Source organism: Paraburkholderia nodosa (assembly GCF_001718195.1).
GTDB classification, from domain to species: Bacteria; Pseudomonadota; Gammaproteobacteria; order Burkholderiales; family Burkholderiaceae; genus Paraburkholderia; species Paraburkholderia nodosa_A.
Window position 1 is genome coordinate 1 of sequence record NZ_MCNV01000006.1, and the last position, 18,550, is coordinate 18,550.

Sequence of the window (18,550 nt, forward strand, 5' to 3'; positions counted from 1 at the left end):
TTCGGTCTCTCTCGAGACCGGTCGCTCACTCAAAGCTGACAGGTTCTGAATAAATTCAAAAACCTGACTTACTTTAGTGTGAGACTCTTGATACTTTTGCTGCTCCCGGCTTCATTCCGAAGAACGAGGCCGGGTCGCCACCGCATCAAGCGCCCACACTTATCGGCTGTAAATTTTTAAAGATCGATCGCGAAAGCGCCGTTAAAACTGCTCAACTACCGGCTTCTTTCTGCGTTGCTGCGTCAGCAGCAGAGAAACGAGATTATGAAGAATCTTTTCCGCTTCGTCAACCCCTTTTCTTCGCTCACCGCTTGAAAAAGCTTGCTGACTCCTGCGTCCGCCGGTTTCCGCGGCGGCCCTCGCTGCCCTGACGTCGGAGACATCGAACTGCGAAGGGGGCGAATCTTATCGCCCCCGCCGGCCCTGTGCAAGGGGGTGGCGAAAATATTCCTCACTTGCGGGTAAGGACCTCCAGCGGCACCGCATTCGCCATCGCCGCGTAGCCCGCATCGCTTGGGTGGATGTGGTCGCCACTGTCATAGCCGTAACGCAGTCGCGCCGGATCTGCCGGGTCCCGCAGCGCGGCATCGAAGTCGACCACGCCGTCGAACGCCCCGCTCGTCCGAATCCACTGGTTCACCGCCGTGCGGATTGCCTCGCGCTCCGGCGGCAGTGAAGCTGGCGTGAGTGTCGCGCCGAAAATGCGCACGCCGCGCCCATGTGCCTGCGCGATCACGCGGCGGTAGCCCGCGATCAGGTCGTTCGCGTCCACGTGCGTATGAGGAAAGTCGCAGTCGAGGCCCGATCGCGCCGGCATCGCCTGGAAGTTGATGTCGTTGATGCCGATGAGCACCACCACGGTCTTCACGCCCGGATGGCCGAGTGCGTCGCGGCCAAAGCGCCGCTCGAGCGCCTCGCCATAGCAAGGCGAATCGCTCAGCAGCCGGTTGCCGCTGATCCCGAGATCGATCACGCCGAGATCCGTGCGCTGCGACTGGGCGATGCGGCGCGCCAACGCGTCCGGCCAGCGACGGTTCTGGTTGAGCGAGGAACGCATGCCATCGGTAATAGAATCGCCGATCGCCGCGACTGTCGACGCCCCCGGCGCCTCGACCGCCAGCCCCGTCACCCACGCGTACTGCGTAAAGCGCTGGGTGAACGCGCCAATCGACGGATCGGCGACGTGATTGCCCGGACGAGAGACGTAATTCACCTGGCTCGCCACGCGGTGCCACGCAACCATCTTTTGCTCGGCTCCCATATAGGAGCTGATCGCGTACGGCGCGTGCGCCTTCAGATCGATCTGGACCGGATCGCTATCGAGCGCCGCGCCGGGCGGCACCGACACCGACGCCCGCCCGCCGAAGGTCACGTGCACCGTGCCCGCCTCGCTCGCCGCCGCGCCGCCGGCCGACGGTGCAATCGCCATCGCCTCGATCACGAGCGGCGTGCGCCCATAGAGATTGCTCACATGCACCCGCGCGACCGTGCCGCCCAGCGTCGGATACACGATCTGGCGAACGGTACGTCCGGCCACCTCGGGCGCACGGTACAGCGCAGGGAGCGCGTCGCGCTCGGGAATCGACTGCAGCGGCGTCGCCCAGCTCGTGACCCAGGGGCTCGGGGCTTGATCCGCGAACGCCGGAGACGTGGCGCCAAGCGAAATGAACAAAGCGGTCGCGGCCGCGAGGGGAGCAAAAGAAATCTTCATCCGTGAACGAGTGCGCAGGCAAAGGGGCATTGTGCCCCATGGCCCGGTGCGCAGCCTTCCATCCACCTGACAATCCAGCGCACGAAACCACGCGAAACCCACGCACAAGCCGCCCGCACCAACAAATCCCAGGCATTCCTGCTGCTACCCCACTAAAACTCAGCGGTAGACCCGATTTCTTTGCCCTACCTCAAAAAATTCATTTACCGACCGGTCGGTTGGTTTATACTGCGCGACATACCCAACTTCGACGAGAGCGTCTCCATGTACACGCAATCCCTCGACATCCCCGGCAACGTTGCCCCGCTCGGCGCGGACGCAACCTCGCCGGAGCAGGCGCAGTTCGACGCCATCATGGCCGCCGACGGCAAGATCGAGCCGCAGGACTGGATGCCCGAAGCCTATCGCAAGACGCTCGTGCGCCAGATCTCGCAGCATGCGCACTCGGAAGTCGTCGGCATGCTGCCGGAAGGCAACTGGATCTCGCGCGCGCCTAGCCTCAAGCGCAAGGCGATCCTGCTCGCCAAGGTGCAGGACGAAGCAGGCCACGGCCTCTATCTGTATAGCGCGGCGGAAACGCTCGGCGTTTCGCGCGACCAGCTCGTCGACGCCCTGCACGCCGGCAAGGCCAAGTATTCGAGCATCTTCAATTACCCGACGCCCACGTGGGCCGATGTCGGCGTGATCGGCTGGCTCGTGGACGGCGCGGCGATCATGAACCAGATCCCGCTGTGCCGCTGCACGTATGGCCCGTACGCGCGCGCCATGATCCGCATCTGCAAGGAAGAGTCGTTCCACCAGCGTCAGGGCTTCGACGCGCTGCTCGCCATGATGAGCGGCACCGAAACGCAGCGCGAACTCGTTCAGCAGTCCGTGAACCGCTGGTGGTGGCCGGTGCTGATGATGTTCGGCCCGAGCGACGCCGATTCGGTCCACAGCAACCAGTCCGCCAAATGGGGCATCAAGCGCATTTCGAACGACGACCTGCGCCAGAAGTTCGTCGATGCGACGGTCGAGCAGGCGAAGGTGCTGGGAGTCACGCTGCCCGATCCCGATCTGAAATGGAACGAAGCGCGCGGCCACTACGACTACGGCACGATCGACTGGGAAGAATTCTGGCGCGTCGTGAACGGCGACGGCCCGTGCAACCGCGAGCGTCTCGGCACGCGCGTGAAGGCGCACAACGAAGGCGCGTGGGTGCGCGAAGCCGCCCTCGCCCACGCCGAAAAGCAACGTCAGCGCGCCGAAAAGCACGCAGCTTGAGCACACCTCATACATGAATCAGGAAGGAAGGAGATCCACGATGAACAAGGAATGGCCGATCTGGGAAGTGTTCGTGCGTAGCAAGCAGGGCCTCGACCACAAGCACTGTGGCAGCCTGCACGCCTCCGACGCCTCGATGGCGCTGCGCATGGCGCGCGACGTCTACACGCGCCGCCAGGAAGGCGTGAGCATCTGGGTGGTGCCGTCGTCGGCAATTACGGCATCGGATCCGAACGAAAAGGCCGAGCTCTTCGAGCCGGCCGGCGACAAGATCTATCGCCACCCGACGTTCTACACGCTGCCCGACGAAGTCAACCACATGTAAGAGCGCAACATGACGACGCCCACGCCTGAACAACTCGCGTACGTGCTGCGCCTCGCCGATACGGCGCTGATCCTCGGTCAGCGCAATACGGAATGGTGCGGCCACGGCCCGATCCTCGAAGAAGACATCGCGCTCGCCAACATGAGCCTCGACCTGATCGGTCAGGCGCGCCTGCTCTACACGCATGCCGCCACGCTCGAAAAGGCCCTCACCGGCCGCGAGCGCACGGAGGACGACTACGCCTACTTCCGCGCCGAGCGCGAGTTCGCGAACTACACGCTCGCAGAACTGCCGCACTTCGGCCCGCTCGCCGGCACGACGCATTCGGCCAACGACTACGCCGTGACGATCGTGCGCAATTTCCTCTACGCCACGCTGATGGGGCATCTGTGGACCGCGCTGCTGCGCTCCGCCGACCCGCAACTGGCCGCAATCGCCGAGCGCTCGATCAAGGAAACGCGCTACCACGTGCACCATGCGCGCGAGTGGCTGATCCGTTTCGGCGACGGCACCGACGAATCGCACCGCCGCGCCCAGGCCGCCATCGACTGGCTGATGCCGTACACGCGGGAATTCTTCAGCACCGATGCCGTGGAAACGGCCGTGGCCGAAGCCGGCATCGCGCCGCTCGCCGCACAGTTCGAAGCGGCGTGGCGCACCGACGTGGAAGCCGCGCTCGAAGAAGCCACGCTCGCCATGCCCGCGCCGGTGTTGCACGTCACGACCGGCAAGCACGGCGAGCACTCGGAGCACATGGGTTTCGTGCTGGCCGAGATGCAGAGCCTCGCGCGCCAGCACCCGGACGCGCGCTGGTAAGCACCCCCGCAGGAACAAAGGAAGTCACGATGCAAGCAACGGCAGATCACGCGCTCGAACGCGCCTGGGAAGTGCTGGAATCGGTGCCCGATCCGGAGATTCCGGTCGTGTCGATCCGCGAACTGGGCATTCTGCGCGACGTGCGCCGCGCCGACGACGGCCAGATCGAAGTGGTCATCACGCCCACCTACTCCGGCTGCCCGGCGATGTCGCAGATCGCGGAGGACGTCGCGCACGCGCTCGACGCCGCCGCGCTCGCGCCCTACCGCATCGCGACGACCCTCACGCCCGCGTGGACCACCGACTGGATCACCGACGAAGCGCGCGAGAAGCTGCGCGCCTATGGCATCGCGCCGCCCACAGGCAACTGCGGCTCCGCGCCTCGATCGGCCGAACAGCCGATCACCTTCATCGCGAAACCGAAGCCGTTGCCCGCGCCCGCCTGCCCGCACTGCGGCTCGCAGCACACCGAACGCCTCGCGCAGTTCGGCTCGACCGCGTGCAAGGCGCTCTACCGCTGCATCGACTGCCGCGAACCCTTCGACTACTTCAAACCGTACTGATATGGCCACTCCGCAATTCCATTCGCTGCGCATCCGCGAAGTGCGGCCCGAAACCGCGGACGCGGTCTCTGTCGCTTTCGAAGTCCCGCCCGAGCTGCGCGAGGCGTTTCGCTTCACCCAGGGGCAGTTCGTGACGCTCAAGACGCACATCGATGGCGAAGAAACGCGTCGTTCGTACTCGATCTGCGTGGGCGTCACCGACTACGACCGCGATGGGGAGCTGCGCATCGGCATCAAGCGCGTGCGCGGCGGGCGTTTTTCGAACTTCGCGTTCGACCAGCTCGCGCCCGGCCACGAGATCGACGTGATGACGCCCGATGGCCGCTTTTTCACGCACCTGAATGCCGAGCACGGCAAGCACTACGTGGCGTTCTCGGGCGGTTCGGGCATCACGCCCGTGCTCGCGATCATCAAGACGACGCTCGAAACGGAGCCGCGCAGCGCGTTCACGCTCGTGTACGGCAACCGCAGCGTCGACTCGATCATGTTCGCCGAAGAGCTGGAAGACCTGAAGAACCGCTTCATGAGCCGCTTCCGCCTCTATCACGTGCTCTCGGACGACCTGCAGGACGTCGAGCTCTTCAACGGCGTGCTCGATCAGGCCAAGTGCGCGGCGTTCCTCGAAACGCTATTGCCCGCCGACGAGATCGACGAAGCCTTCATCTGCGGCCCCGGCCCGATGATGGACGCCGCCGAAGCCGCGTTCAAGGACGCGGGCGTACCGCCGCAGAAGGTGCACGTGGAGCGCTTCGGCTCGCCGCTGCCGCAGGCGGGCGTGCCGAACGTCGAGATCACCGAAAACACGCCGGCGGCCGACCTCGAAATCGTCATCGACGGCAAGAAGCGCAAGATGCGCCTGCCATACGAGGGCGTAAGCCTGCTCGACGTCGGCCTGAAGGCGGGTCTGGCGCTGCCTTACGCGTGCAAGGGCGGCGTGTGCTGCACCTGCCGCGCCAAGGTGCTCGAAGGCGAAGTGAAGATGGACAAGAACTACACGCTCGAGGAGCAGGAGGTGAAGGACGGCTTCGTGCTCACCTGCCAGTGCCATCCGGTGAGTGAGCGTGTGGTCGTGAGTTTCGACGAACGTTAAGGCGTTAGAGCAACAGCACGCTTTCGGCCCGCAGGCGATCCGCTTACACTAGGGGCCGCCCGCGGGTGTTGCAGCGCAGCGCTGCAGCACCCGCGGGCGGCTCCTTTTGTTATTTGCGTGCTTTCGGGCTTACAGGGCGTTCAGCGTGAACGCAACGAGTTGTCGATGACCACGATTCACCTCATTTACGGCGAGCCGGCCGTGACGGCGCTACGACAGGCTCTCGAAGCGGCAGGCCGTCCGGACCGCGTGATCGCCCTGCGCGACGACCTGACGGTCGGTCCGTTGCGCGACATCGACGTGGCGGGCGACCCAGGCGTCGCGCAACGCGCCGCCTTCTGGGAGCGCCTGAGCGATGCGCCGCCAACCCTCGCCCACGACGACTGTGCGGCGCTGGGTGCGCTCGAAGCCGACGATTCCCACGTGGTGTTCTGGCACACGCACGACGCCGCCCACCAGCTCGCGTTGCGGCGGGTCTGCTACCGCTTGCGCGACGTCCCGCAGCGCCTGAATGAAGTGCGTCTGACTGCCGACGAAATTTCGGGCCCGAACGCTGCAACCCGCATCGAGGCGCGCTTGCCGGACGCCGCGCCGATCTCGGTCCTGCGCATCACGCGTCTCGCGCTGGAGTGGCAGGAAGCCAAGTTCGCCAATGGCGAGACGCGCCGCTGGCGCGACAACACCTTTACGAGCGGCACGTGGAGCGACCTCGACGCCATGATCCTCGACGTGCTCGACGCCCATGAAGACCGTCCGGCGGACGCATCCTGGCTCGCCAGCGACGTGCTCGGCGCAGCCCTCACGCGTGGCGGCGCCGGCTTCACGGTTGGCGAGCCGGTCGTGCTGTGGCGCCTGCGCGAGTTGTGCGCGGCCGAAGAACTGCGCCTGCGCGACGATATGTGCGCCGCCTGCGCCCCGCTCGCCGCTGCCGCGCGCGCCGCGCGTCCGCCGCTGCCGCAAACCGCCGCGCACCTTTCCCTCCCCCGCTGAATTCCCATGGCACGCACCCGAGCGCCCGACCACGAAACCCAACGCGACCAGATCCTCGAGCTCGCCGCCGCCAAATTTGCGCAGACGAGCTACCCGAGCACCTCGATGTCGGATCTCGCGGCCGCCAGCGGCACCTCGAAGGCGCGGCTCTATCACTATTACGAGAGCAAGGAAGCGATCCTCTTCGACCTGCTCGATCGCTACACCAAGCGGCTCATGCTGATCATCGCGGAGGTCGAAGGCGCAAGCCAGCGGCGCGGTCACGACGAGCGCGAGAGCTTCGCGGAGCTGATTCGCGCGTTTCTCGCCGAGTACGAAACCTCGCACAGCCGCCACGTGGCGCTCCTGAACGACGTCAAATACCTCGTGGACGCCCAGCGCGAGATCATCCTGAACCGCCAGCGCGACGTGGTCGCCGCATTTACGCGCCAACTCGCGCGCGCGTATCCGGGCCACGTCACGAGCGAAAACCAGACTGCGCTGACCATGATGGTGTTCGGCATGATCAACTGGACGTTTACGTGGCTCAAACCCGGCGGCCGCATGGGATATCGCGACTTCGCCGAGCAGGTGATCGCCATGGTCGATCACGGTCTGAAGGGCGCCTGAAGGTGGCTTGGGACGGTGCTCCGGGCGACAGAACTTTTCGGGCCAGATTGCTGCAACGCGACATGATGCGTCAGGACAACAGTTGACGAGTCAAACGACCCACTCAGAATAAACCTTAATAATCAGTGGTTTGCGCTCAGATTTTTATTAATTAGGCGCAACACTCAAATTTGCACTCCGGGTTTTCCCTAGAGCGCACCTAGGGTTTCCGCTAGAATGCGTTTTGCGCTGCATCATGCGGCATGCATTTTAAGGAGAACCCACCATGAACCCGCTTTCGACCCAAGCCAACGTGCCGATCATATCGTCCGTTCGTCCGCTGACGTCCGGTCATGCGCCCGTCATGGTGCGAGTGCTCACCTCGGCAGACCGCGAACGCCTGCTCGCGCACTTCCTCTCGCTCGACAGCGATGACCGTCTGCTGCGCTTCGGCCAGGCCGCGCCGGACCACGTGATCGAAAAGTACGTGCGCTCGATGGACTTCACGCGCGACACCGTGTTCGGCGTGTTCAACCATCAGCTGCAACTCGTGGGCGTCGGCCATCTGGCCTACCTGCCGGCGGACGGCAACGGCCGCACGGCCGAGTTCGGCGTGTCCGTGCTGGAAAGCGCGCGCGGCCAGGGCATCGGCTCGAAGCTGTTCGAGCGCGCCGCCATCCGCAGCCGCAACACGCACGTCACCACGCTCTACATGCACTGCCTGTCGCGCAACTCGACGATGATGCACATCGCGAAGAAGTCGGGCATGAAGATCGAGTACGCCTACGGCGAAGCCGACGCCTATCTCTCGCTCGAGCCGGCCGACCAGAGCAGCATCATCGCCGAAATGCTCCAGGAACAGGCCGCCGTGTTCGACTACGCGCTCAAGCGTCAGGCGCGCCAGGCCAGCAAGCTGATGGAATCGATCCTGCCGCAGGCTGTCGCGGCGTGACTCCTGCCCTTCGGGACAGACTGATGCACTGAAAAAGCGGCTTCGGCCGCTTTTTTTGCGTCTGCTGCACAGTGCCGCGCAGTCAGCGGATCGGCAAAGCCGTCGTTTCCTTGAACGTGTCGAGCGAAAAGCTGGACTTCACGTCGATCACCGAAGGATGGTGCAGCAACTGGTCCTGCACGAAGCGCGAGAAGTGCGCCATATCCTCCACCTGCACGCGCAGCAGAAAATCCATGTCGCCCGTCATCGCGTGGCAGGCCACCACCTCCGGCCAGGTCTGCACCGCCGCACGAAACAGCTGGGCGTGCGTCACGCCTTCGCGCCCCGCCGCCGTCGGCCCGCGCTTTTCCAGCCGCACGTTCACGTAGGCTAGCAGGTCGAGCCCCAGCTTCTGCGCATCGAGCAGCGCCACGTAGCTGCGGATCACGCCGCTTTCCTCCAGCCGCCGGATGCGCCGCAAACACGGGCTGGGCGAGAGATTCACGCGCTCGGCGATCTCCTGGTTCGAGAGCCGGCCATTCTCCTGAAGGATTGCCAGAATGCGCCTGTCGATCGCGTCCAATTCGATGCTTGCCATTTTCTGCCTTCTCAACACTCATTTAAGGCAGTTTATAGCGTAGATCGACAGCAATGCGACCCAACTCGCAAGTTTTCTCCCAATACGGCGGACTACACTGTGCAGCACGAAATCTGATCTACATCAGCCAGGAGACAATCATGCAGGTCCCCAACTGGGAGAACCCCGTCGGCACCGACGGCTTCGAATTCATCGAATACACCGCGCCGGACCCCAAGGCGCTCGGCAAACTGTTCGAACGCATGGGGTTCACGGCCATCGCGCGCCATCGCCACAAGGACGTGACGCTCTATCGTCAGGGCGATATCAACTTCATCGTCAACGGCGAACCCGACTCGTTCGCCCAGCGCTTTGCGCGTTTGCACGGCCCGTCGATCTGCGCGATCGCCTTCCGCGTGCAGGACGCCGCCAAGGCCTACAAGCACGCGCTCGAACTCGGCGCGTGGGGCTTCGACAACAAGACGGGCCCGATGGAGCTGAACATTCCGGCCATCAAAGGCATTGGCGACTCGCTGATCTATTTCGTCGACCGCTGGCGCGGCAAGAACGGCGCGGCGCCGGGCAGCATTGGCGACATCAGCATCTATGACGTCGACTTCGAGCCGATCGCGGGCGCCGAGCAGAACCCGGTCGGCCACGGCCTCACCTATATCGACCACCTCACGCACAACGTCCACCGCGGCCGCATGAACGAATGGGCCGAGTTCTACGAACGCCTCTTCAACTTCCGCGAAATCCGCTACTTCGACATCGAAGGCAAGGTCACCGGCGTGAAGTCGAAGGCGATGACCTCGCCCTGCGGCAAGATCCGCATCCCGATCAACGAGGAAGGCGGCGAGACGGCAGGCCAGATCCAGGAATATCTCGACGCCTATCACGGCGAAGGCATCCAGCACATCGCGCTCGGCACGAACGACATCTACCGCACCGTGGACGGCCTGCGCGCCAGCGAAATCGCGCTGCTCGACACGATCGACACGTACTACGAGCTCGTAAACCGCCGCATTCCGGGCCACACCGAGCCGCTCGAAGAACTCAAGAAGCGCAAGATCCTGATCGACGGCATGCCCGAAGACCTGCTGCTGCAGATCTTCACGGAGAACCAGATCGGCCCGATCTTCTTCGAGATCATCCAGCGCAAGGGCAACCAGGGCTTCGGCGAGGGCAACTTCAAGGCGCTGTTCGAATCGATCGAACTCGATCAGATCCGCCGTGGCGTTGTGCAGGACAAGGCATGACGCACTCGCATCAGTAATTTCGGCCAAAGCCAAACAAAAAGGGCGAAAGATCGCGCGATCTTCGCCCTTTTTGACTTTTGAATCCGCCGCCGCACACCCCGGCGCCGGATTCGGGTGAATGGAATACTGCGCGGATCAGCGCGGCATCAGGATTTGCGTTCGGCCTTCGCGGCCGGCATGGCGTTCGTATCAGCCTTCATGCTCAGCGTGTACTGGGCGCATCGGGTCGTCGCATTCTCGCCGCTCTTTGTGCTGGCGTTCGAATGCAGCGGCGCGCTCATGGCAAAGAACGCAGCCGAGACCGTCAGGAAGGTCTGGATATGTCGATTATTCATGCTGGACTCCTTTTTTAGACTGCCTGTTGCAGTAGTGCCCCTTTTAATAACTGTTAACAGCCAGGGAAGCTGCGCGGTTCGCACAGGTGAGGGAGTTAGACAGGATATTCAAGTCCGGTTCCCAGGTAGTGCAAGTTTTACACGTTGTTACTCCTCTGAGGAATTCGATACATCCGTTATTACACAGGGGTTTCAGGCCGCTTGCGCGACAAGGCGCCGCGGGCCCGAAACATGCAGCGGAGTGCGGCGCTGCGCTCCGAGGCTCGAAGCGGCGGGTTTATCCGAGTGCTACTATCGAAAGAAAGAAGCCAATATGGCGACCCCGGCCAGAGCATTCACAAGATGCCGAGGCCCTGAAGTTCTGGCGATCCCACAACGGATTGGTTGGATGGAGGAAGACACATAATGAATGCCCCGCTAGACGCAGGTCAGCGCGCTTCGCTCGAAGCCGCACTCGCTTCCGTCACGCTCGACGATAAATACACCCTCGAACGCGGCCGCGCGTACATGAGCGGCATCCAGGCGCTGGTCCGCCTGCCGATGCTGCAGCAGGAGCGCGACAAGGCCGCCGGTCTCAATACCGCGGGGTTCATCTCAGGCTATCGTGGCTCGCCGCTCGGCGGTCTCGATCAGTCCCTCTGGAAGGCGAAGCAGCATCTCGCCGCGCATCAGATCGTCTTTCAGCCAGGCGTGAACGAAGACCTCGCCGCGACCGCCGTGTGGGGCTCGCAGCAGGTGAACCTGTACCCGTCCGCGAAATACGACGGCGTGTTTTCGATGTGGTACGGCAAGGGCCCGGGCGTCGACCGCAGCGGCGATGTGTTCAAGCACGGCAACTCCGCCGGCTCGTCCCCGCACGGCGGTGTGCTCGTGCTCGCCGGCGACGACCATGCGGCCAAATCGTCCACGCTAGCGCACCAGTCGGAGCACGTCTTCAAGGCCTGCGGACTACCGGTGTTGTTCCCCTCGAACGTGCAGGAATATCTCGACTTCGGCCTGCATGGCTGGGCGATGAGCCGCTACTCGGGCCTCTGGGTCGCAATGAAATGCGTGACCGACGTGGTGGAATCGTCGGCGTCGGTCGAGCTCGATCCGCATCGCACGAACATCATCCTCCCCGAAGACTTCGCGATGCCCGAGGGCGGCCTTAACATCCGCTGGCCCGATCCGCCGCTCGTACAGGAAGCGCGTCTGCTCGACTACAAGTGGTACGCGGGCCTCGCCTATGTGCGCGCCAACAAGCTCGACCGCATCGAGATCGATTCGCCGCACGCGCGCTTCGGCATCATCACGGGCGGCAAGGCGTATCTGGATGTGCGCCAGGCGCTCACCGACCTCGGCCTCGACGACGAAACCTGCTCGCGCATCGGTATCCGGCTCTACAAGGTCGGCTGCGTGTGGCCGCTCGAGGCGCAGGGCGCGCACGCCTTCGCGCGCGGCCTCGAAGAGATTCTCGTGGTCGAGGAAAAGCGCCAGATTCTCGAATACGCGATCAAGGAAGAGCTGTACAACTGGCCCGACGCGCAGCGTCCGCGCGTGTACGGCAAGTTCGACGAAAAGGACGGTGCGGGCGGCGAATGGTCGGTGCCGATGGGCAACTGGCTCCTGCCCGCGCACTACGAGCTGTCGCCGGCGATCATCGCCCGGGCGATCTCCACGCGGCTCGACAAGTTCGAATTGCCTTCGGACGTGCGCGCGCGTATCGCGGCGCGCATGAGCGTGATCGAGGCCAAGGAAAAGGCGCTCGCGAAGCCGCGCGTCCAGGCGGAGCGCAAGCCGTGGTTCTGCTCGGGCTGCCCGCACAACACATCGACGAACGTGCCCGAGGGCTCGCGCGCGATGGCCGGCATCGGCTGCCACTACATGACGGTGTGGATGGACCGCGGCACGAGCACCTTCAGCCAGATGGGCGGCGAAGGCGTGGCGTGGGTCGGTCAGGCGCCTTTCACGAACGACAAGCACGTGTTCGCCAATCTGGGCGATGGCACCTACTTCCACTCGGGCCTGCTCGCCATCCGCGCGGCGATCGCCTCGAAGGCGAACATCACCTACAAGATCCTCTATAACGATGCGGTCGCGATGACGGGCGGCCAGCCGGTCGACGGCACGCTCACGGTGCCGCAGATCACGCATCAGGTCGCCGCCGAAGGTGCAGCAAAGATCGTGATCGTCACCGACGAACCCGAAAAGTACGAAGGCGAACCCGCCACGAAGCTCGCGCCGGGGGTGACGATCCACCACCGTGACCAGCTCGATGCGATCCAGCGCGAACTGCGCGAGGTTCCCGGCACGACGATCCTGATCTACGACCAGACCTGCGCCACCGAAAAGCGCCGCCGCCGCAAGCGCGGCACGTATCCGGACCCGGCGAAGCGCGTGGTCATCAACGAGGCCGTGTGCGAAGGCTGCGGCGATTGCTCGGTGCAGTCGAATTGCCTGAGCGTCGAGCCGCTCGATACGGAATACGGCACGAAGCGCCAGATCAACCAGTCCACCTGCAACAAGGACTTCTCGTGCCTGAAGGGCTTCTGCCCGAGCTTCGTGACGGTGGAAGGCGGCCAGCTGCGCAAGCCGAAGACGAGCAGCGTCGCGAACGAAGCGATGCCGACCGTCCCGACGCCCGACGTGCCCGCTATCGACCGCCCCTACGGCGTGCTCGTGACGGGCGTGGGCGGCACCGGCGTGGTGACGATTGGGGCGTTGCTCGGCATGGCCGCGCACCTCGAATCCAAGGGCGTGACCGTGCTCGACGTGACCGGCCTCGCGCAAAAGGGCGGCGCGGTGATGAGCCACGTGCAGATCGCCAACCGCCCCGGCGACATCCACGCGACGCGCATCGCCATGGGCGAGGCGAACCTCGTGATCGGCTGCGACGCCATCGTGACGGCCGGCGACGACTGCGTCTCGCGCATGCAGGAGGGCATGACGCACGTGGTGCTCAACAGCGCGCCCACGCCGACCGCCGAGTTCATCAAGAATCCGCAGTGGCAGTTCCCGGGCTCCAACACCGAAGCCGACGTGCGCGCCGCGGCGGGCACGGACCACGTCGCGACCGTCGATGCGAACCGCTACGCGCTCGCGCTGCTCGGTGACGCGATCTACACGAACCCGTTCGTGCTCGGCTACGCGTGGCAAAAGGGCTGGCTGCCGCTCACGCACGAGTCGCTCGTGCGCGCGATCGAGTTGAACGCGGTGCAGGTCGAGAAGAATCTCGCGGCGTTCGAATGGGGCCGCCGCGTGGCGCACGATCGCGCCGCCGTGGATCAGCTCGTGAAGAAGCCGATGCCCGAGCAGAACGCCGAAGCGGCCGGCGCGAAGATCGTCTCGCTGCACACGCCAAAGGCGCTCGACACGCTCATCGAAAAGCGCGCGCAGTATCTCGCCGCGTATCAGAGCGCGGCATACGCGCGGCGCTATCGCGCGTTCGTCGAAAGCGTGCGCGAGGCCGAAGCGAAGCTCGAGCATGTGGACGGCCACTCTCCGCTCACCGAGGCTGTTGCGAAGAACCTGCACAAGCTGATGGCGTACAAGGACGAGTACGAAGTCGCGCGCCTCTACGCGGACCCGGCGTTCATCGAGAAGATCAAGGCGAGCTTCGAAGGCGACTGGAAGGTGAATTTCCATCTCGCGCCGCCCTCGCTCGCGAAGCATGACGACAAAGGCCAGCTCGTGAAGAAGCAGTATGGCCCGCGCATGCTCACGGCCATGCGCGTGCTCGCGAAGTTCAGGTTCCTGCGCGGCACGGCGCTCGACCCGTTCGGCCGCACTGAGGAACGCCGTCACGAACGCGCATTGATCGGCGAGTACGAAACGCTGATGCGCGAAGTGATCGGCGGTCTGAGCGAGGCGAATCTGCCGCTCGCGCTGGAACTCGCGAACCTGCCCGACGCGATTCGCGGTTACGGCCATATCAAGGAGAACAACCTCAAGGCCGCGCGCGCGAAGTGGGCCACGTTGCTCGCGAAATGGCGCTCGCCGGAAAACGGCGCGGCGCGGCACGCGGCTTGACGCTCACCTGATTCGAGGCGGTAAAAGCAAAGGGCGCTCCGTGCAATACGGAGCGCCCTTTTCACATCAGGCGATTCACGCCAAAGCGATTTACTTCGCTGCAGCCTTCGCCACGTTCGCGTTCGCCGAAGCCACCGCCGTCATGTTGATGATGCGTCGCACGGTGGCGGCCGGCGTGAGGATGTGCACCGGCTTCGACGCGCCCAGCAGGAACGGGCCGACCGTCACGCCTTCGCCGCCGATCACCTTCAGCAGGTTGTAGGCGATGTTGGCCGCTTCCACGTTCGGCATGATCAGCAGGTTCGCTTCGCCCGTGAGCGTCGTGCCCGGGAACGACTGCTTGCGGATCAGCTCGGAGAGCGCCGCGTCGCCGTGCATTTCGCCGTCCACTTCGAGCTGCGGCGCGCGCGCGGCGATCAGCTCGCGTGCGGCCTGCATGCGCTGCGCGGTCGACGAACGCACGCTGCCGAAGTTCGACGACGAAAGCAGCGCGACCTTCGGCGTGATGCCGAACTTCTCGATTTCGCGCGCGGCGAGGATCGTCATGTCGGCGAGCTGCTCGGCGCTCGGCACTTCGTTCACGTAGGTGTCGCTGATGAAGATGTTGCGGCCCGGCAGCATCAGCAGGTTCATCGCGGCGTAGTTCCCGGCTTCCTTCGCCTTGCCGAACACCTGATCGATGAACTTGAGGTGATAGTCGAAGCTGTTGAGCAGGCCGCAGACCATGCCGTCGGCGTCGCCCAGATGCACGAGAATCGCGCCGATCAGCGTGTTGAACTTGCGCACCGAAGCCTTCGCTACTTCAGGCGTGATGCCCTGACGCGCACCGAGTTCGTGGTACGCCTGCCAGCTCTTCTGGAAGCGCGGATCGTCTTCGGGATCGACGATCTCGAAGTCGGTGCCCGGACGCAGCTTCGAGCCCATCTTCTTCAGGCGCATTTCCACGACCGACGGACGGCCCACGATGATCGGCCTGGCGATCTTCTCGTTGAGCACGAACTGCGCGGCACGCAGCACGCGCTCGTCCTCACCTTCGGCGAACACGATGCGCGCGCAGTTGGCCTTCGCCGCCGCGAACACCGGACGCATCACCATGCCCGAGCGATACACGGTCGCGCCCAGTTGCTCGCGGTAGGCTTCCATGTCCTGGATCGGGCGCGTGGCCACGCCCGAATCCATCGCGGCCTGCGCCACGGCCGGCGCGATCTTGATGATGAGGCGCGGGTCGAAAGGCTTCGGAATCAGGTATTCCGGGCCGAACTCGAGCGTGTGGCCTTCATAGGCCTTCGCCACTTCGTCGCCCTGATCGGTTTCCTCGGCGAGTTCCGCGATCGCGCGCACGCACGCGAGCTTCATCTCTTCCGTGATGGTCGTCGCGCCCACATCCAGCGCGCCACGGAAGATGAACGGGAAGCACAGCACGTTGTTGACCTGGTTCGGATAGTCCGAACGGCCCGTGGCGATGATCGCGTCCGGGCGCACCTTCTTCGCGTCTTCCGGGCGGATTTCCGGCTCCGGGTTCGCGAGTGCGAGGATCAGCGGTTTGTCGCCCATCTCCTTGACCATCTCGGGCTTGAGCACGCCTGCGCTCGAGCAGCCGAGGAACACGTCGGCGGACTTGATCGCGTCGCCGAGCGTGCGCGCTTCGGTGTTGGCGGCGTAACGCGCCTTCGACGGATCGAGATTGCCGCGGCCTTCGTAGATCACACCCTTCGAGTCGGTGACGAGGACGTTCTCTTTCTTCAGACCGAGATTCACGAGCAGGTCCAGACACGCGATCGCCGCTGCGCCCGCGCCCGAGCACACGAGCTTCACTTCATCGAGTTTCTTCTCGACCACTTTCAGGCCGTTGAGAATCGCCGCCGAAGCGATGATGGCCGTGCCGTGCTGATCGTCGTGGAAGACCGGAATCTTCATGCGCTCGCGCAGCTTCTTCTCGATGTAGAAGCACTCGGGCGCCTTGATGTCTTCGAGGTTGATGCCGCCGAGCGTGGGCTCGAGCATCGCGATGGCTTCGACGAGCTTGTCCGGGTCGGTTTCGTCGAGTTCGATGTCGAACACGTCGATGCCGGCGAACTTCTTGAAAAGGCAACCCTTGCCTTCCATCACCGGCTTGGCCGCGAGCGGGCCGATATTGCCGAGGCCGAGCACGGCCGTGCCGTTCGTCACGACGCCGACGAGGTTGGCGCGCGAGGTGTATTTCTGCGCATCGAGCGGTTCTTCGTGAATCGCCATGCACGCGGCCGCAACGCCGGGCGAGTAAGCGAGCGAAAGATCGACCTGGTTCGAGAGCGGTTTGGTCGGTGTGACCGAAATCTTGCCTGGCCTCGGATTCTGGTGATACGCGAGCGCGCTTTGCTTCAGTTGTTCATCCATTTTCAGGCCTGCCTGGACGTGAGAGGTGAGAGACGTGAGAGAGAATCTTTTATGGTCGTAGGCCCGCCGGCCCGCACGGCACGAGCGTTCCAGCAGGGCCGAATAGTGTACACCTGGCGCCGTTCGCGTCCACGTGGGTCAAAGACTGATACCGGGAATTCGCGCGGCCGATATTGCGGAATAGTTCCGCGCTTTTGTCTTACGGTTGCGCGCTGCTCATTCGAGCGCGGCGCCGCGTCGTTCGGGAATCAGGAAGAGGGTCGCGAGGATGTCGAGCACGTAGATGGCGGCGAGCATGCCGAGCGCCGCCGTGAAGGAATAGCGCGCGGCCAGCGCGCCCACGGCGAGCGGCCCGAAGCCGCCAACGGCGCGGCCGATGTTGAACAGCACGTTCTGCGCGGTGGCGCGTGCCGCAGTGGGATACAGCTCGGAGATGAGCGCGCCGTAGCCGCCGATCATGCCGTTGACGAACACGCCCATTGCTGCGCCGCCGATCAACAGCGCGAACGGCGTGGAAAGCTGCGCATAGACGAATACCATGACCACGGCGCCCGCCTGATAGAACAGGAACGCGGGCCGGCGCCCGAACCGGTCGGCGGCGATGCCGAAAAGCCAGATGCCGAGCGCCATGCCGGCAACCGTCGCGGCGGTCCACAGCCCCGACTTCGTGAGCGAATAGCCAAAGGACTTCGAAAGGTACGCGGGCAACCAGATCATGAGCCCGTAGTAGCCGAAGTTCTGCACCGAGCAGAGCACGGCTACCCCGAGGCTCGCGCGCGCGGTGCGCGCATCGGCCACGAGCATGCGCAGGGCGCGGGGGCGCTCGGCCCTGGCGGCAGCGGCCATGCGCTGCGCATGTGCGATGAAAAGCTCGGGCTCCTCCACGCGCCGCCGCACCACGAACGAGACGACCGCCGGCAGCAGCCCGATGGCGAACATGCCGCGCCAGCCGATCAGCGGGAGCAGCAGCGGCGTGAGCAGCGCCGCGGCCAGCACGCCCAGCTGCCAGCCGAGCCCGACATACGACGACGCCCGCGCGCGCAGTTGCGCGGGCCATGCCTCGGCGACGAGCGCCATGCCAATGCCGAACTCGCCGCCCAGCCCGATGCCCGCGATCGTGCGGTAGACGAGCAAGTCGCCGTAGCCGCGCGCCAGCGCGCACATGCCGGTGAAGACGGCGAACAGCAGAATGGTCCACGTGAGCACGCGCACGCGGCCGTAGCGGTCGCTCAACAGCCCGAACACGATACCGCCCATCACCGCGCCGACGAGCGTCCAGGTGACGAGCGCGCCCGCCTGCGCGCCGGACAGATGCAAATCGGCGCTGATCGCCGGCAGCATGAAGCCGAGCATCAGCAGATCGAAGCCGTCCATGGCGTAGCCGAGCACGGCGGCGACCAGCGCACGCAGGGCGTGGCTGCGCGTGGCGGCGGCAGGGTTGGTAGAAACGGCGGTCATGTGGGCAATCCTGAGAAACGTACGTGCACGGGGAGCGCAAACCGGCGTGAGTGTAAAGGCGTGGCCGGGCCGTCACAACCGCGACGCCAGGCGCACATAGCGCAGCGCCGCCGGCGTTCGCGCCCCACATCGCTGCCGGCGCTTGCCCGCGCGACTCGTCGGCAGTCGTCAAGTCGGGTAAAATACCGGCCTACGCGCGCAAGAGAAGCCGTCCGGACCGGGCGAGTCGCCTTGACCCCATGCAGTGAAAAAGGTCAGGC

Annotated in this window: 15 protein-coding genes; 10 read left to right on the top strand and 5 right to left on the bottom strand. The window is 64.6% G+C overall.

Annotated features, from left to right (window positions below; all coding sequences use genetic code 11):
- Positions 1-451 precede the first annotated feature (451 nt).
- A complete protein-coding gene (locus BFD71_RS12690) occupies positions 452-1,711 on the bottom strand; it encodes an SGNH/GDSL hydrolase family protein (RefSeq protein WP_069264209.1) in 1,260 nt (419 codons plus the stop codon).
- A gap of 264 nt (positions 1,712-1,975) precedes the next feature.
- On the opposite strand from BFD71_RS12690, the gene paaA reads away from it, so the two are divergent.
- The 8 genes from paaA to BFD71_RS12730 all read left to right on the top strand — a co-directional run bounded on the left by paaA (position 1,976) and on the right by BFD71_RS12730 (position 8,298).
- Positions 1,976-2,974: a 1,2-phenylacetyl-CoA epoxidase subunit PaaA gene (gene paaA, locus BFD71_RS12695; protein WP_069264211.1), complete on the top strand. Its 999-nt coding sequence runs from the start codon at positions 1,976-1,978 to the stop codon at positions 2,972-2,974.
- Between the two features lie 40 nt (positions 2,975-3,014).
- Positions 3,015-3,299 (top strand): 1,2-phenylacetyl-CoA epoxidase subunit PaaB, encoded by a 285-nt coding sequence (gene paaB, locus BFD71_RS12700; protein WP_028203445.1) that lies wholly within the window; start codon positions 3,015-3,017, stop codon positions 3,297-3,299.
- Between the two features lie 9 nt (positions 3,300-3,308).
- The gene (gene paaC / locus BFD71_RS12705; protein ID WP_069264213.1) at positions 3,309-4,115 is read left to right on the top strand and encodes a 1,2-phenylacetyl-CoA epoxidase subunit PaaC; all 807 of its coding nucleotides are present in this window, start codon (positions 3,309-3,311) and stop codon (positions 4,113-4,115) included.
- Between the two features lie 29 nt (positions 4,116-4,144).
- Positions 4,145-4,678 carry a 1,2-phenylacetyl-CoA epoxidase subunit PaaD gene (paaD, locus tag BFD71_RS12710; RefSeq protein ID WP_069264216.1) on the top strand — a complete coding sequence of 178 codons (534 nt, stop codon included), beginning with the start codon at positions 4,145-4,147 and terminating at the stop codon, positions 4,676-4,678.
- Position 4,679: 1 nt separating this feature from the next.
- Entirely contained in the window at positions 4,680-5,768 is a 1,089-nt protein-coding gene (paaE, locus tag BFD71_RS12715; RefSeq protein WP_069264219.1) for a 1,2-phenylacetyl-CoA epoxidase subunit PaaE, read from the top strand.
- A 165-nt stretch (positions 5,769-5,933) separates the two neighbouring features.
- The gene (locus BFD71_RS12720) at positions 5,934-6,758 is read left to right on the top strand and encodes a DUF1835 domain-containing protein (RefSeq protein WP_069264220.1); all 825 of its coding nucleotides are present in this window, start codon (positions 5,934-5,936) and stop codon (positions 6,756-6,758) included.
- Positions 6,759-6,764: 6 nt separating this feature from the next.
- Positions 6,765-7,367, top strand: coding sequence for a TetR/AcrR family transcriptional regulator (locus tag BFD71_RS12725; protein ID WP_069264222.1), 603 nt, complete (start codon positions 6,765-6,767; stop codon positions 7,365-7,367).
- Between the two features lie 265 nt (positions 7,368-7,632).
- A complete protein-coding gene (locus BFD71_RS12730) occupies positions 7,633-8,298 on the top strand; it encodes a GNAT family N-acetyltransferase (protein WP_069264224.1) in 666 nt (221 codons plus the stop codon).
- A gap of 82 nt (positions 8,299-8,380) precedes the next feature.
- Here BFD71_RS12730 and BFD71_RS12735 read toward each other — a convergent pair whose 3' ends face one another.
- Entirely contained in the window at positions 8,381-8,875 is a 495-nt protein-coding gene (locus tag BFD71_RS12735) for an Lrp/AsnC family transcriptional regulator (protein ID WP_069264226.1), read from the bottom strand.
- Between the two features lie 140 nt (positions 8,876-9,015).
- Between BFD71_RS12735 and hppD the strand changes: the two genes are divergently transcribed.
- Positions 9,016-10,113, top strand: coding sequence for a 4-hydroxyphenylpyruvate dioxygenase (gene hppD, locus BFD71_RS12740; protein ID WP_069264228.1), 1,098 nt, complete (start codon positions 9,016-9,018; stop codon positions 10,111-10,113).
- Between the two features lie 146 nt (positions 10,114-10,259).
- Here hppD and BFD71_RS12745 read toward each other — a convergent pair whose 3' ends face one another.
- Complete coding sequence (locus BFD71_RS12745; RefSeq protein ID WP_028203437.1) at positions 10,260-10,448, bottom strand: hypothetical protein; 189 nt, start codon at positions 10,446-10,448, stop codon at positions 10,260-10,262.
- 405 nt (positions 10,449-10,853) lie between these two features.
- Here BFD71_RS12745 and BFD71_RS12750 point away from each other — a divergent pair, with 405 nt between their 5' ends.
- On the top strand, positions 10,854-14,456 hold the full coding sequence (locus BFD71_RS12750) for an indolepyruvate ferredoxin oxidoreductase family protein (protein WP_069264230.1): 3,603 nt from the start codon (positions 10,854-10,856) through the stop codon (positions 14,454-14,456).
- Between the two features lie 90 nt (positions 14,457-14,546).
- Here the strand turns inward: BFD71_RS12750 and BFD71_RS12755 are convergent, their stop codons facing one another.
- Positions 14,547-16,832 (bottom strand): NADP-dependent malic enzyme, encoded by a 2,286-nt coding sequence (locus tag BFD71_RS12755; RefSeq protein ID WP_069264231.1) that lies wholly within the window; start codon positions 16,830-16,832, stop codon positions 14,547-14,549.
- A 216-nt stretch (positions 16,833-17,048) separates the two neighbouring features.
- Positions 17,049-18,290, bottom strand: a complete 1,242-nt coding sequence (locus tag BFD71_RS12760) for an MFS transporter (RefSeq protein ID WP_069264235.1) — start codon at positions 18,288-18,290, stop codon at positions 17,049-17,051.
- Positions 18,291-18,550: the final 260 nt, after the last annotated feature.

What these genes read in the sequence shown, in the direction of transcription:
- BFD71_RS12735 (WP_069264226.1), bottom strand. Translation starts at nt 8,875, where the DNA reads ATGGCAAGCATCGAATTGGACGCGATCGACAGGCGCATTCTGGCAATC.
- paaE (WP_069264219.1), top strand. Translation starts at nt 4,680, where the DNA reads ATGGCCACTCCGCAATTCCATTCGCTGCGCATCCGCGAAGTGCGGCCC.
- paaD (WP_069264216.1), top strand. Translation starts at nt 4,145, where the DNA reads ATGCAAGCAACGGCAGATCACGCGCTCGAACGCGCCTGGGAAGTGCTG.
- BFD71_RS12755 (WP_069264231.1), bottom strand. Translation starts at nt 16,832, where the DNA reads ATGGATGAACAACTGAAGCAAAGCGCGCTCGCGTATCACCAGAATCCG.
- paaB (WP_028203445.1), top strand. Translation starts at nt 3,015, where the DNA reads ATGAACAAGGAATGGCCGATCTGGGAAGTGTTCGTGCGTAGCAAGCAG.
- BFD71_RS12725 (WP_069264222.1), top strand. Translation starts at nt 6,765, where the DNA reads ATGGCACGCACCCGAGCGCCCGACCACGAAACCCAACGCGACCAGATC.
- paaC (WP_069264213.1), top strand. Translation starts at nt 3,309, where the DNA reads ATGACGACGCCCACGCCTGAACAACTCGCGTACGTGCTGCGCCTCGCC.
- BFD71_RS12750 (WP_069264230.1), top strand. Translation starts at nt 10,854, where the DNA reads ATGAATGCCCCGCTAGACGCAGGTCAGCGCGCTTCGCTCGAAGCCGCA.
- BFD71_RS12730 (WP_069264224.1), top strand. Translation starts at nt 7,633, where the DNA reads ATGAACCCGCTTTCGACCCAAGCCAACGTGCCGATCATATCGTCCGTT.
- BFD71_RS12690 (WP_069264209.1), bottom strand. Translation starts at nt 1,711, where the DNA reads ATGAAGATTTCTTTTGCTCCCCTCGCGGCCGCGACCGCTTTGTTCATT.
- paaA (WP_069264211.1), top strand. Translation starts at nt 1,976, where the DNA reads ATGTACACGCAATCCCTCGACATCCCCGGCAACGTTGCCCCGCTCGGC.
- BFD71_RS12760 (WP_069264235.1), bottom strand. Translation starts at nt 18,290, where the DNA reads ATGACCGCCGTTTCTACCAACCCTGCCGCCGCCACGCGCAGCCACGCC.
- hppD (WP_069264228.1), top strand. Translation starts at nt 9,016, where the DNA reads ATGCAGGTCCCCAACTGGGAGAACCCCGTCGGCACCGACGGCTTCGAA.
- BFD71_RS12745 (WP_028203437.1), bottom strand. Translation starts at nt 10,448, where the DNA reads ATGAATAATCGACATATCCAGACCTTCCTGACGGTCTCGGCTGCGTTC.
- BFD71_RS12720 (WP_069264220.1), top strand. Translation starts at nt 5,934, where the DNA reads ATGACCACGATTCACCTCATTTACGGCGAGCCGGCCGTGACGGCGCTA.